The 12,697-nt window shown below is 63.4% G+C and carries 11 protein-coding genes and 1 tRNA gene; 5 read left to right on the top strand and 7 right to left on the bottom strand.

The genetic code is table 11. The annotated features are described in order from the left end of the window. The first annotated feature begins 242 nt into the window (after positions 1 to 242). Positions 243 to 2,549, top strand: coding sequence for a TonB-dependent receptor (locus tag PQ457_RS02980; protein WP_273618304.1), 2,307 nt, complete (start codon positions 243 to 245; stop codon positions 2,547 to 2,549). Positions 2,550 to 2,723: 174 nt separating this feature from the next. Here PQ457_RS02980 and PQ457_RS02975 read toward each other — a convergent pair whose 3' ends face one another. Beyond that, a complete protein-coding gene (locus PQ457_RS02975) occupies positions 2,724 to 4,274 on the bottom strand; it encodes a glycosyltransferase family 39 protein (protein ID WP_273618303.1) in 1,551 nt (516 codons plus the stop codon). A 422-nt stretch (positions 4,275 to 4,696) separates the two neighbouring features. Here PQ457_RS02975 and PQ457_RS02970 point away from each other — a divergent pair, with 422 nt between their 5' ends. After that, positions 4,697 to 5,092, top strand: a complete 396-nt coding sequence (locus PQ457_RS02970) for a hypothetical protein (RefSeq protein ID WP_273618302.1) — start codon at positions 4,697 to 4,699, stop codon at positions 5,090 to 5,092. A 277-nt stretch (positions 5,093 to 5,369) separates the two neighbouring features. Here PQ457_RS02970 and PQ457_RS02965 read toward each other — a convergent pair. From PQ457_RS02965 to aguB, 3 genes are all read right to left on the bottom strand, one after another. Next, positions 5,370 to 5,445, bottom strand: a tRNA-Lys gene (locus PQ457_RS02965). 26 nt (positions 5,446 to 5,471) lie between these two features. After that, positions 5,472 to 5,990, bottom strand: a complete 519-nt coding sequence (gene folK / locus PQ457_RS02960; protein WP_273618301.1) for a 2-amino-4-hydroxy-6-hydroxymethyldihydropteridine diphosphokinase — start codon at positions 5,988 to 5,990, stop codon at positions 5,472 to 5,474. After that, positions 5,974 to 6,846: an N-carbamoylputrescine amidase gene (gene aguB / locus PQ457_RS02955; RefSeq protein WP_273618300.1), complete on the bottom strand. Its 873-nt coding sequence runs from the start codon at positions 6,844 to 6,846 to the stop codon at positions 5,974 to 5,976. The genes folK and aguB overlap by 17 nt, the downstream gene beginning before the upstream one ends. Before the next feature lie 97 nt (positions 6,847 to 6,943). Here aguB and msrA point away from each other — a divergent pair, with 97 nt between their 5' ends. Together msrA and PQ457_RS02945 are read left to right on the top strand one after the other, a co-directional pair. Further along, positions 6,944 to 7,474, top strand: a complete 531-nt coding sequence (gene msrA / locus PQ457_RS02950) for a peptide-methionine (S)-S-oxide reductase MsrA (RefSeq protein ID WP_273618299.1) — start codon at positions 6,944 to 6,946, stop codon at positions 7,472 to 7,474. Positions 7,475 to 7,572: 98 nt separating this feature from the next. Continuing rightward, complete coding sequence (locus PQ457_RS02945; RefSeq protein ID WP_273618298.1) at positions 7,573 to 7,878, top strand: hypothetical protein; 306 nt, start codon at positions 7,573 to 7,575, stop codon at positions 7,876 to 7,878. 9 nt (positions 7,879 to 7,887) lie between these two features. On the opposite strand, the gene PQ457_RS02940 is transcribed toward PQ457_RS02945, so the two are convergent. Further along, a complete protein-coding gene (locus PQ457_RS02940; RefSeq protein ID WP_273618297.1) occupies positions 7,888 to 9,126 on the bottom strand; it encodes an RsmB/NOP family class I SAM-dependent RNA methyltransferase in 1,239 nt (412 codons plus the stop codon). A gap of 54 nt (positions 9,127 to 9,180) precedes the next feature. Here PQ457_RS02940 and PQ457_RS02935 point away from each other — a divergent pair, with 54 nt between their 5' ends. After that, a complete protein-coding gene (locus PQ457_RS02935) occupies positions 9,181 to 9,372 on the top strand; it encodes a DUF1674 domain-containing protein (RefSeq protein ID WP_273618296.1) in 192 nt (63 codons plus the stop codon). Between the two features lie 18 nt (positions 9,373 to 9,390). Here PQ457_RS02935 and hemH read toward each other — a convergent pair whose 3' ends face one another. Together hemH and PQ457_RS02925 are read right to left on the bottom strand one after the other, a co-directional pair. Next, positions 9,391 to 10,419, bottom strand: a complete 1,029-nt coding sequence (hemH, locus tag PQ457_RS02930; RefSeq protein ID WP_273619233.1) for a ferrochelatase — start codon at positions 10,417 to 10,419, stop codon at positions 9,391 to 9,393. A 5-nt stretch (positions 10,420 to 10,424) separates the two neighbouring features. Beyond that, positions 10,425 to 12,692 (bottom strand): molybdopterin cofactor-binding domain-containing protein, encoded by a 2,268-nt coding sequence (locus tag PQ457_RS02925; protein WP_273618295.1) that lies wholly within the window; start codon positions 12,690 to 12,692, stop codon positions 10,425 to 10,427. Positions 12,693 to 12,697: the final 5 nt, after the last annotated feature.

Here is a 12,697-nt window from a genome sequence, read left to right as displayed (position 1 = left end):
GCCCGCCCTCGCCGTTGCACAAATGATACGCTGTTGCAGCAAAGCGATAGCATTACGGGAAAATAAGGGGGAATTTGCTTAAAACCCGCCTAACGCACGGCGGTGATGTCACAATTCCGGGCCAAGGCTGCAACCGCAATGGCGGACGGGCCGCAAGGACCATTGTGCCATTCCGTTGAAACGCGCCGATGCGACACAACGCACCGCCGTGTCAGTTTTCGAATTTGTTGAGGGAGCAATCCATGAAAACTTCGCTTCATAAGGGTGTGATCTCGCGCCGGGCTCTGGCTCTGGCCGGGCTGATCGCGCTGGCCCCCGCCCATGCGCAGGCCGCCGAGACGACCGAGGGCGCCAATGACCCCAACGTCATCACCGTCACCGCCCAGCGCCGCAGCGAAAACCTTCAGAATGTGCCGATCAGCGTGGCCGTGATGCGCAGCGAGGATCTGGCAGCCCCGCGCGCGGGCGGCGCCGATTCGCTGCTCAGCCTGTCGGGCAAGGTGCCCAGCCTTTATGTCGAATCGACCACCGGGCGCATCTTCCCCCGCTTCTATATCCGCGGCCTTGGCAACGTGGACTTCTACCTCGGCGCCAGCCAGCCCGTGTCGATCATTCAGGACGATGTCGTGCTTGAGCATGTCGTGCTGAAATCGAACCCGGCCTTTGACGTGGCGCAGGTCGAAGTGCTGCGTGGGCCGCAGGGTTCGCTCTTTGGCCGCAACACCACGGCGGGCATCATCAAGTTCGACAATGCCAAGCCGACCAAGAACTGGACCAGCCATGTTGATGCGAGCTGGGGCAGCTATAACACGCAGAGCATCGAGAGCGCCGTGTCGGGACCGATCGCCAAGGACGGCACTGTCTCCTTCCGCCTCTCCTCGCTCTATCAGCACCGCGACAATTGGGTGACCAACACCTATACCGGCCCCAGCGCCGACGGCACCGTGGGCGCCGGCAAGACGCTGGGCCGCTTTACCGAAAGCGACACCCGCTTCCAGCTGCAATTCGATCCCGATTCCGACACCAGCATCAACCTGACCACCAATTACCGCCTGTATCAGGGCACCTCGACCCTGTTCTATCGTGGCTCGCTGGCCAAGGGCAGCAACAAGACCGTGGCGGGATGGAACCAAAAGCAGGTTGCCTATGACGAGGCGCAGAACAACCCGCAGAACTATTCCACCTATGGCCAGACGCTGCGTATGCGCCATGATTTCGGCGGTGTCTCGCTGACCTCGATCACGTCCTATCAGGGCGCCGACGGCTGGTCGCGTGGCGATACCGATGGCGGCGCGGCGGTCAATTTTCCCTTCAACGGCGCGCCCAACGGCTATGGCCAGTCGCAGGGCCGCCTGCGCGGGCTTGACCAGTGGACGCAGGAAGTGCGTCTGGCGAGCCGCGACAATGCCCGTTTCAAATGGCAGTTCGGCGGCATCTATTTCGATGCGCGCGATGACACCGAATTTGACCAGCGCGGCTATTTCCTGACCACGGCGGCCTATAACCCGAACAACTGGGTGCTGCTGCACAATATCAACACCAGCTGGGGCTTGTTCGGTCAGGCTTCGTACAAGCTGGATGATCGCTTGACGGTGACGGGCGGCATCCGCGTGACCAATGACACGAAGAAGACCGCGCTGCTGAAAACCGCCAATACGGCCGCGGGCGTCTCGACCTATACGGGCCGCACCTATGTGCGTCTGGCCGACACCCAGCCGAGCTGGGATCTGAGCCTGCTCTATAAGGCCAGCGATGATGTGAACCTCTATGCCCGTGTGGCGCGCGGTTTCCGCGGCCCCACGATTCAGGGTCGCTCGGCGGTGTTTAATGCCGATTTCACCACCGCCGGCAGCGAAACCAACACCAGTTGGGAAGCGGGCATCAAGACCACCGGCCTTGGCGGCGCGCTGCATTTCAACCTCACCGGCTTTTACTACACCGTCAACAACATCCAGTTGAACGGCAATGACAGCAACGGCAACGGCGTGCTGTTCAACGCCAACAAGGCGGTGGGTTATGGCGGCGAGGCCGATCTGAGCCTGAAGGCGGGCAATCTGACGCTCAGCTCCGGCCTGTCGCTGCTGCATACCGAAATCAAGGACAGCAACGTCTATGCCCAGACCTGCGGGCTGAACGGGGTGCAGGTCTGCACCGTTTACAACACCGGCGGCTTTACCAAGGGCACCGGCACCGGCACGTCCTATTTCGTGCCGATCAACGGCGACCCGCTGCCCAATGCGCCGACCTATAACCTGAACCTGTCGGCCCGTTATGACGTGCCGGTGGCGGTCGACCGCAAGCTCTATGTGGCCGGCGACTGGAACATTCAGGGCAAGACCAGCTTTGTGCTTTACCGTTCGGCGGAATTCACCGCCAATGGCAACAACGAACTGGGCGCGCGCATCGGCTATGCCGCCCCCCATTACGAAATCGCGGCCTTTGCCCGCAATCTGCTCAATAAGCACAATCTGATCGGTGTGATCGAAAACTACATGGCGGGCGTCTACAACGAACCGCGCATTTTCGGTGTCTCGCTCAGCCTGCGCTAAGCCTTTACGTCAAAAAACAAAACGCCGGGGTGGGCATGGTCCTGCCCCGGCTTTTTTATGATGCACGCAACCGCACAGGTCGCCTAGATCGACCAGCATATCGACACATGCGGATTGGCCGGCGCGGCCGCTTGAACGCCGCCAAGCCATGTTCTTCCGGCTCTGATCATCCGGTCATGATCCATGCCCGGCAATGTGCGCGGCGCGATGGCGCAAATCCTTGAGCGCCCAGACATAAATGACGCGTTCAATCACAGAAACCCGCGCCACCAAAACATAGTCACGCGCCAATGCCGCCTGCACCTGCTTTTGGGTGCCAGAATCGACACGGGGCACCAACGGCCGGTCCGCCGTGACAATAGCCCCAGGACGAGACGCCAGCAGGCGGGCTTCCTCAGCCTCTGCGCTCACCCCCAATGCGGGAATTTCCGTGGGATTGGTCAAATGGTCGGGATAAATATAACGGCTGGACGAACACGCATGGGTAAGCAGGTAAAGGATGGTCGGTCCATCATACACATAAAGGCAGCGATCGGTGACATAGGGTGTGATGGCCTGTGTAAGCTGTTGGGCTGCCTTCTCGTAGGCCTTGGTCCTGAAGTAGTTGGGCGGGGTCAACAAGGCTGGCCATAGGCACAGCATGCAGATGATGAAAAATCCCATACGCCCCGCCCGAACGAGCGGCGCGACCAGAATGCACAGCGGCGGCAGAACGGTGATGAAATAGAAATCATAAAAATCACCGAGCATGATAAAGCCCGCAACAGCAAACACCGTCCATCCGGCCAGCAGCCAAAAATCCTCCAGCTTCGCCGGATTGCTTTGCCGCCAGCGCAAAATCAGCGCCCAAGGCGCCGGCGCTATGACGCAAATGGCCTTTATCAGAACAAATTTCACCTGCAGAAGATGCGTTTCAACCGGAAACGGCTTGCGGTGAAAAACCGAAATAAAATTAGCCTGGATGAAAGCGTCGAGGTGTCCGATCCAGGCATAATAGGCAATGGCTGCGAGGGTGGGCAACAAGGCCAGAATGATCATGGCGGCCGCCATGGGAATAAGCCTGTGCAATGGCATTGACACCTTCCAAAGGCGCCAAAGAAACCACATTCCCAGAAATATGCCTTCAACAAAGGGCGTATATTTGAACTGTATGGCTATCCCCATCAATGCCATGGCCATGAAGGCAAGGCTGGCGATCCGGGGCTGGCTCTGCGTGTCGTTGGAACGGAAAGCGGCCCAGGCGGCACAGGCAGTCAAGGCATTGTAGATGACCGGCGCCTGCCCGCCCATCCCGCTCAACACATTGAGAAGAAGAACATAGGCAATAGCCGCCACAAAACCCTGCAGCGCGCCTGCATTGCGCCGCACGATGCTCCAGATGACCGAGGATGTAATCGCCACGCATAGCGTCGCGATCAGTTGATACTGGATGATCCCATTGCCGCCCAGCAGACGCACACCGGCATAGAACAAGAACAAACCGACAGGCTTACGGTCCCAAAGATCCACATAAGGCAACTGCCCATGGAGAATACGGTCTCCCACAACCAGATACAGCTGCTCGTCATAATCGAGCATTGGGTTGCCGAAGGTGGGAAGGCGCAGCAAAAAACAAAATACTGCGATCAGTAAAAATGGCCACCAGCCGGGAAGCATTTCGAGGGTGGGATGCCGAATATTTCTTCGCACATCTCCATAGGAGATCGTAACCGTGGTTGCTGACAAAGTTCCAACCTCCGCGTGAGAAATCTGTATCTCCCATCGCCGAAAATGGTGGATTGCGCGTTAAAAATAGGGGTAATCCAATAAAATTGGATCGGCAGCCTCAAGCTTTTATTAATTGTCCGGCAGTTTGCAGGAGAATTGAGGCAATCGCGACACAGTGTTTGCAAAGTCCCTGCCCTTATCGATGCAACACTGTCTTGCCGATGGTAACGCAGGGCGGGCTTCGGCCTGCTGCCGCAAGGACGCAAACAACCAGTTTGGCGGCGCGCGCCACGTGGCGGCACCCATCAGAGAAGCGGCAATGTTCGAAATTCTCGAACATATCCTTCAAATTTAATCGGCTGTTATGAAGAACCGAATTTCGCCATTTTCGCCTTGTCACGCAGGAAAGCCGCAAATTCCTGACGTCGAGGAGCATTCTTATGGCCTATCTGGATCTCGAGCAGGGTTTTATCCCAACCGGCCCCGCCGCAGCCCGGCCTGCGCAATATTCGCAGAGCATCCCGGCGCTGACAAAGCTTGAGCGACTGGCCATCCACATTGCCCGGAACGACGGGATCGACAGTCTGACACAGTCCGAGCGCGGCAATCGCTTCACCCGCTGGCTGTTCCGGGCGGACCGGCCCAATCCGCTGGCCGATCCACGACTGGAGGCGTTGCGGCGCTATGCCGTCCTGTTACGCTTGCGCGGGGACGCCATGCCTGCCGGTGAAACACGCCGTTTGCTTGACGCCGGATTTGCCCGGGAAACGCTGAACGAGATCCATCAACTCGTTTTTGGCGCAGCAGCAGAATTTAATGGGGTCTTTCAGTCATGACCTGGTTGCCCGTCATACTCACCCTCCTGGGTTTCAACCCGATGCAGACCGCACAAATCACCGCCACGCTCGATGCAATCCACGCCACGGGCTGGGGTTCCCTGCGCCGCCGCCAGTTGGACGCCGATTAGTTTCTCGCGCCGATACCAAGCCCTAAGCCCAAGCTCGTCGTGCAAAGCGGCAATTGCCCATGCCGCGCCAGCCCGCCGGAAAGGGGAATATCGTGGGAGGCCCAAAAGCAAAAGGCTTGGCCATCCAGCCAAGCCTTTGAAACCTATGGTGAGCCCAGCTGGATTCGAACCAGCGACCTACTGATTAAAAGTCAGTTGCTCTACCGACTGAGCTATGGGCCCCCATGGGTACGGCTGAAGTCGGTGCTTCAGGCGTCGGGTCGCGGTTCCCTAGGGGCGCGGAGGCTCCGGGTCAAGCGGCTGTGTAATTGTTTGATGCTAAAACCTGTGCGCGGATCGCGCCAGTTGGGGACAAGTGCAGCGATCGGGCGCAAAACAAAGTCGCGCAGCCGGAACGCGGCATGGGGCACGCAAAGCCCGGCAGAGCGCCATTCTCCCCCGCTCCACAGCACGATATCAAGGTCGAGCACCCGCGAACCCCAACGTTTTCCGCCGCGCCGCCCAAATTCGCGCTCGATGGATTTGAGCAGCGCGAGCATCGCAGGCGGCAGCAGGGCCGATCGCACCAGCACCGCGCCATTGGCATAGCGCCGCAAGGACGGCCCCAGCGGCGCGCTGCGAATCACCGGCGCCATCGCCTCGATCCCCAGCCCCGCATGGGCCAGCGCGGCGACGGCGGCGCGCAGCACACGCTCGGGCCCGCCATGACGCGCATGGCGCACATTCGAGCCGAGCGCGATCACATAGAGGTCAGATGTCCTGGGCAAGGCGGCCATAGAGTTGGGGCCTGCGGTCGCGGAAAAAGCCCATCCCGGCCCGGTGCGTGGCCGCCCGCGCCAGATCGAGCGTTTGGACCAGCACGCCGGTTTCGCCTGCGCCGAATTCGGCCGTCAGATCGCCCCATTCGTCGCTGATGAAACTGTGGCCGTAATAGGATTGTTCCGGCCCGCCATAGGCCGCCTCGGCGCCGATGCGGTTGGCGGCGATCACGGGCATGCAGTTCGACACCGCATGGCCCTGCATCGCGCGGCGCCACATGCGACTGGTGTCCAGATCGGCATTGTATGGTTCAGTGCCGATGGCAGTGGGATAGAACAGCATTTCCGCGCCCATCAGCGCCATCGCCCGCGCGCATTCGGGATACCACTGGTCCCAGCAGATGCCCACGCCGATGCGCGTGCCGAAAACATCCCACACCTTGAAACCGGTGTTGCCGGGGCGGAAATAATATTTTTCCTCATAGCCCGGCCCATCGGGAATGTGGCTCTTGCGATAGGTGCCCATGATCTGCCCATCGGCATCGATCATGGCCAGCGTGTTGTAATAATGATGCCCGTCGCGTTCAAAGAAGCTGGTGGGGATCGCCACTTTCAGCTTGCGCGCCAATTCCTGCATCACGATCACGCTGGGATGCTGATCAACCGGGCGGGCAAGGGCAAACAACGCCTCATCCTCGACCGTGCAGAAATAGGGCGAGGAAAACAGTTCGGGCGGCAGGATGATCTGCGCGCCCTGCGCGGCGGCCTGTTCCACCAGCGCGACAGTCGCGCCGATGTTCTGCGCCTCATCCTGGCTGCCCAGCGCCAGTTGCAGCGCGGCGACGGTGATTGTACGTTCTGTCATGGCGGCTTCCTATGTCGGGGGCGGAATTATGTCCACCATTGCAGGTGGCGCTTTCATCCCTATCTAGGGACCGATCACGAAAGATTGGAGAATGGGCATGGCCCAGCAGGCAATTGTCGCAGGCGGCTGTTTCTGGTGCGTCGAAGCGGTGTTTCGGCAACTGGCCGGGGTCAGGAATGTGGAAAGCGGCTATATCGGCGGCGCGGTGGAAAATCCCACCTACAAACAGGTGTGCAGCGGCGCGACCGGCCATGCCGAGGCGATTCGCATCACCTTCGATCCGGCGGTCCTGTCTTATGGCGCGCTGCTCGATGTGTTTTTTGCCACGCATGATCCCACGCAATTGAACCGTCAGGGCAATGACGTGGGCACCCAGTATCGCAGCGCGATCTTCCCGCTCGACGCCGTGCAGAGCGCCGAGGCGGAAACGGCCAAGCTGCGCGCGCAAAAGGATTGGCCCGCCCCGATCGTCACCACGATCGAGCCCATCGCCCCGTGGTATCCGGCCGAGGATTACCATCAGGATTACTGGGAAGGCGAAGGCCAGCGCAATCCCTATTGCCTTGCCGTGATCCCGCCCAAGCTGGCCAAGCTGAAGAAGGGCTTTGCCGACAGGCTGAAGGGGTAAACCTAATCGCCAAAGGCGATTGCAAAAATCATCTTTGATCAATTTCCCGATTTGTCATTCCATGGGATCAAGCCTCACCCCAAAGAGAGGCCGGTCCCATGTTCGCCATCCTGCACCATATCCTGACCGCAGCGCGCATTCTGCATAACCGGATGTTTCCGGTCGATGGGATCGACCTGCTGATGCGGCTCGATGTGGTCGGATTTGAAGGGCTTGGCCCCGGCGATCTGGCCGATCTGGGGCCTGAGGGCGTGGCCACGGCGCTGTTCTGGCTCTCGGCGCTGTGCTCCGAAGGGCTGGTCGAACAGATGGTCGAGGGGCGCTATTGCCTCACCGGGCGCGGCCATCAGGCGCTAAACCTGATGGCGCAGGCGGCGAACAAATCCGCCACGCTGATTCTCTGACCGCCCGGTCTATTTCCGCCAGCGCGCGACGAAAAACCCATCCAGCCCGCCTGCCTCGCCCAGCATCCCCGGATCGGTGCGCAGCCAGCCCTCGGCGCCCGGCGCCAGACCTGAGGGCAATTCCTCGCCCCGGATCGGATCGGGGGTCAGGCCCACTTTGGCCGCCTGCTCCTCACCCTCCTCGCGCTCCAGCGAGCAGACCGCATAGACCAGCACGCCGCCGGGCTTAAGCCACCCCGCCGCGCGTGCCAGCAAAGCCTCCTGCAATTCGGCCATCTCGGCAATCTGGCGCGGACCAATGCGGTGGAGCACATCGGGATGGCGGCGGCATGTGCCCGTCGCCGTGCAGGGCGCATCCAGCAAAACCGCGTCGAACAATTCCTCCGGCGCATATTTCAGCGCATCGGCCGCGATCAGATCGGCCTCCAGCCCGGTGCGCGCCAGATTGGCCCGCATCCGCTCGATCCGCTTGGGGCTGCTGTCCAGCGCGGTCACATCCCAACCGGCGGCGGCCAGTTGCATTGTCTTGCCACCCGGCGCGGCGCAAACGTCTAGCACGCGGCCAGCGCCCGCGCCGATCAAACGCGCCGGGATCGAGGCGGCCAGATCCTGCACCCACCAGTCGCCATCGGCAAAACCGGGCAGGCTTTCCACCGCATCCCCGCGCGACAGGCGCACATGGCCGGGCATCAGCGAGCGGCCCTCGGGCGCATCCTTGCCCGCCTTCACGCTCAGATCCAGTGGCGGCGGCACGGCCAGACCCGCCGCGATCGCCGCGCCCCGCTCGCCCCAACGCTGCGCCACCGCCTCGGGCAGGGTCGGGACTGCGGGCAGCGTCACGCCTTGCTTCACCAGCGCGGAAAACACGCCATGCGCCAACCGGCGCGGCCCGCCCTGCAGCAGTTCCAGCCCGGTGGCCACCACCGCATGGGGCGGCGTTTCCAACCGCAGCCAGCCCGCCAGCATCAGACGCAGCACAGCGCGCGGCTTGGCATCCTCGGGCAGAATCTGCTTGGTCGCCGAATCGATCAGCGCGTCGAGATCCACCATCCAGCGCATCGCCTCGCCCGCCAGCGCGCGGGCCAGCGCCTTGTCATTCTGGGGCAGGCCCTGCGTGGCGGCATGGGCCGCATTATCAAGCGTTTCGCCCCGGCGCAGAACCGCATCCATCAGGCGCAAAGCGGCACGGCGGGGGGCAAGGCCGGGGACGGTTTCGCCAGTCTCGGGTCGATTGTTGCGTTGGTTCATCGGCGGCCCTTAGGGTATATTGCATTCCAGCGCCAGCAGGCGCATGGCAAGGCCATGACCGACGATGCCACCCCCCGGCCGATCCAGCGCGCCACCCAGCGCCCCGGCACTTTCACCAAGCCTCAGCATTGGACCAACGATCCCGTGCCCGCCCCGGCCCCGCCGAAAGATGAGGAAGACCCCGAGGGCCTCTCGCCCACGCGCTACGGCGATTTCACGCGCAAGGGGATTGCTTGGGATTTTTAAGGGCGGATTTCTGAAGGCTCAGACCCAGCCCAGCAATTCCCGCCGCACCAGCGCTTCCAGCATCGCCATGCCATCGGCGCGCGCATTGAGGCATTCCAGCACGGCATAGTCTTTCCCGCCCGCTTCCTCGAACACTTCGCGCCCGCGGATGGCCAGTTCCTCCAGCGTTTCGACGCAATCGGCGGAAAAGCCGGGCGCGGCAATCGCCACCTGCGCCGCACCCTCGCGCGCCAGACGGGCCAGCGTATTCTCGGTCGAAGGCTCAAGCCACTTGGCGCGGCCAAAGCGCGACTGGAACGAGGTTTCCACCTTCAGCCCCGGAAATTCCCCCGCCAGCGCCTCGCCCAGCAGGCGCGCGGTCTTGCGGCATTGGCAATGATAGGGGTCGCCCAGATGCAGCGTACGCTCGGGCATGCCGTGGAACGAGAGCAGCAGCACCTGCGGCACAAAAGCCAGCCCTCGCAATTGCGCCGAGAGATCGGCCCGCAAGGCCTCGATATGCGCCGGATCGTCGTAATAGGGCGGCAGGGTGCGGATCGCCGGTTGCCAGCGCATCGCCGCCAGCCCCTCGCCCAGCCGGTCGATCACGCTGGCCGTGGTCGCGCCGCAATATTGCGGATAGAGCGGGGCCACCAGAATGCGCTCGCAACCCGCCGCCTTCATCCGCTCCAGCACAGCCGGAATCGAGGGCGCGCCATAGCGCATCGCCCAGTCGACCATCACCGCATCGCCCATGCGCGCCTGCAACGCCTCGGCCTGCGCCCGCGTGATCGCGGCCAGAGGCGAGCCCTGATCGGTCCACACCTGCGCATAGGCGTGGGCCGATTTGGCCGGGCGGGTGCGCAGGATGATGCCATGCAGGATCGGCAGCCACACAGCGCGCGGAATTTCCACCACCCGCCGGTCCGACAGGAATTCGGCCAGATAGGTGCGCACCGCCGATGCCGTGGGCGCCTGCGGCGTGCCCAGATTGACCAGCATCACCCCCACGCGCGGGGCGGCCACAGGCGGGTGCCCGGTTATCTGGTCATAAGGGCGCTTCATCATCATTCCTAATCATCAGAGGCCAGAGGCAGGCGGCGAAGCCTGATACCTGTGGCGGAAAACAGAGCATTGGCAATCGCGGGCGCGGCCACCGCCACGCCCAGTTCGCCCGGGTCAAACGGATCGGCCCCGCTGGCGATCAATTCAACCTCGACTTCGGGGCAATCGGCCAGCAAGGGCAGGCCCAGTTGGCCCAGCCGTGAGAAAACCGGCAGGCCCTTTTGCCACGCCGTGCTGGCGCCAAGGGCAAGGCCGATGCCGTAGATCAGCCCGCCCTCGATCTGTTGGCGGGCAATGTCGGCGTTGATGATGCGGCCAATGTCGGCCACGGCGGTGATGCGGTCCACCCGCACGCCCGCATCGCTGCGCCGCGCGGTGGCGATGGCCGCAATGCATCCGCCGTCGGCCACCGCCCCCATGCGGTGACAGGCCAGCCCTGCTCCGCTGCCGTCCTTGCCACCGTTCCACCCCGCCAGCGCCGAGACGCGCTGGAGACAGGCCGCCATCCGCGCATCGTCCGCCAGCATGCCCATGCGGAAGGACAAAGGCTCGCGCCCCAGCGCGGCGGCGATTTCGTCCATGAAGCTCTCGGTGACAAAGGCGTGCAGCGCAGACGGCCCCCCGCGCATCTGCCCCGTAGGCAGGCCGATAGCGACCGGGGCATGATCAACCGCCACATGGGCAATGGCATAGGGCGGATTGGCGCCCTCCATCGCCATCATGTCCTTGCGGTCCTGCATCCTGGCCGCCTTGGTCGGGCTGGCGGCCGAAAGCATACGCAGGCCGAATTCGCGCATCGTGGCGGGCATGGCGATTTTGGCGCGCCAGGCCGCAACATGGCCCGCCGTATCGGCCCGCGCCTCGACATGGGCGGCCATGGGCGCGCGCGGCAGGCCGGAAACATGCTCCTGCCACCGGCTCCAGATCAGTTGCACCGGCTTGCCCACCGCCTGCGCGATGGCTGCGGCCTGAATGGCAAAGCGGGCGTCATGGCGCGCGTCGAAACTGCCCCCCGCGGCGGCGGGATAGAGCATGACCTTATGCGCGGGCACCGCCAGATCGCGCGCAATCGCCAGTCTGGCCCGTTCGGGCGTCTGCACCGCGGCCCAGACCTCGACCTTGCCATCGCGCAGGCGCGCCGTGGCCGTGGCGGTTTCCAGCGTGGCGTGCAAGGCAGGGGCGATGTCATAGCGCGCGGAAAATTGCGGATGCGCGCCCAGAATGCCATCGGCATCGCCCCGCGACACCATGCGGTGGGTGTCATCACCCCTCAGCGCATCATCGAGCGCCTTGGCGATGCCTGCACTTTCCAGCGGCTTGTCCACCGCAAAGCCGGGCGCGATTCTGGCCAGCGCCTGTTCGGCCGCCCACCAGTCGGTGGCCACCGCCGCCACCCAGCGCGGCCCTTCAACCATGCGGACAAAGCCCGAAACCCCGCGCGCCCGGCCCGCATCATGCGCGCCCAGCGCGATATTTTCCCCGCGCGGCGCATGGCGGATCGCGGCATAGAGCATGTCGGGCAAACGGATATCGCCTGCAAAGGGCCATGATCCATCGACCTTGGCCGGAGCATCGAGCCGGGGAAAGGCCAAATCCGCCCCCGCAGGCAGCGCCGCAGGGCTTTCCGCAGGCGGCGTGGGGCGCAGCACCGGCGGATCGGGCGGGGTCAGGCCCGCCGCATCCTGAACCAGCGCGCCAAAGCCAAACGAGCGCCCGCCATGGCGCACCGCCCCGCCCGACACCTCGCATTGCTCCCAGTTCACGCCCCAGCGCGCCGCCGCCGCCATGGCCAGCACCGCCCGCGCGCCCGCCGCCGCCTTGCGCAGAGGCTCCTCATAGGCCGCCACCGATGTGCCCCCGCCGGTGGCCATAAAGCGGTGATCCTCGGCCCAGCGGCGCACCAGCCAGCCATGCCGATCCCCAACCAGCGGCGCAACAATCGGCGCCCAGAGCGGCGCCCATTGCGCCGCCAGCGGCAGGTTGGGAAATTGCGCCCCGATCGGCGCGGGCGTCACCGCCACCTGTCGCCAATCCGCCCCCAGTTCGACCGCCGCGATCTGGGCCAGCACGGTCATCACCCCCTGCCCCATTTCGAGCTGGGGGATCGCCACATTAACCACGCCGTCCTTGCCGATGCGCAGCCATGCGTCGAAGGGATATTCCCCCTCCTCGGCCGGAAAGGGATAGGCGTAATGCCGGGGCAGCAGGCTCCACCCGACCACAAGGCCACCGCCCGCCGCCGCGCCGATCAACCATTGCCGCCGGGTGATGGCCATCTGCG

This window comes from Novosphingobium humi (assembly GCF_028607105.1).
GTDB classification, from domain to species: Bacteria; Pseudomonadota; Alphaproteobacteria; order Sphingomonadales; family Sphingomonadaceae; genus Novosphingobium; species Novosphingobium humi.
This window is presented reverse-complemented; position numbering and strand designations above follow the sequence as displayed.

Excerpts from the sequence above, each read along its gene's own strand:
- PQ457_RS02980 (WP_273618304.1), top strand. The coding sequence starts at position 243 with ATGAAAACTTCGCTTCATAAGGGTGTGATCTCGCGCCGGGCTCTGGCT.
- hemH (WP_273619233.1), bottom strand. The coding sequence starts at position 10,419 with ATGATGAAGCGCCCTTATGACCAGATAACCGGGCACCCGCCTGTGGCC.
- msrA (WP_273618299.1), top strand. The coding sequence starts at position 6,944 with ATGGCCCAGCAGGCAATTGTCGCAGGCGGCTGTTTCTGGTGCGTCGAA.
- aguB (WP_273618300.1), bottom strand. The coding sequence starts at position 6,846 with ATGACAGAACGTACAATCACCGTCGCCGCGCTGCAACTGGCGCTGGGC.
- PQ457_RS02925 (WP_273618295.1), bottom strand. The coding sequence starts at position 12,692 with ATGGCCATCACCCGGCGGCAATGGTTGATCGGCGCGGCGGCGGGCGGT.
- PQ457_RS02945 (WP_273618298.1), top strand. The coding sequence starts at position 7,573 with ATGTTCGCCATCCTGCACCATATCCTGACCGCAGCGCGCATTCTGCAT.
- PQ457_RS02935 (WP_273618296.1), top strand. The coding sequence starts at position 9,181 with ATGACCGACGATGCCACCCCCCGGCCGATCCAGCGCGCCACCCAGCGC.
- PQ457_RS02940 (WP_273618297.1), bottom strand. The coding sequence starts at position 9,126 with ATGAACCAACGCAACAATCGACCCGAGACTGGCGAAACCGTCCCCGGC.
- PQ457_RS02970 (WP_273618302.1), top strand. The coding sequence starts at position 4,697 with ATGGCCTATCTGGATCTCGAGCAGGGTTTTATCCCAACCGGCCCCGCC.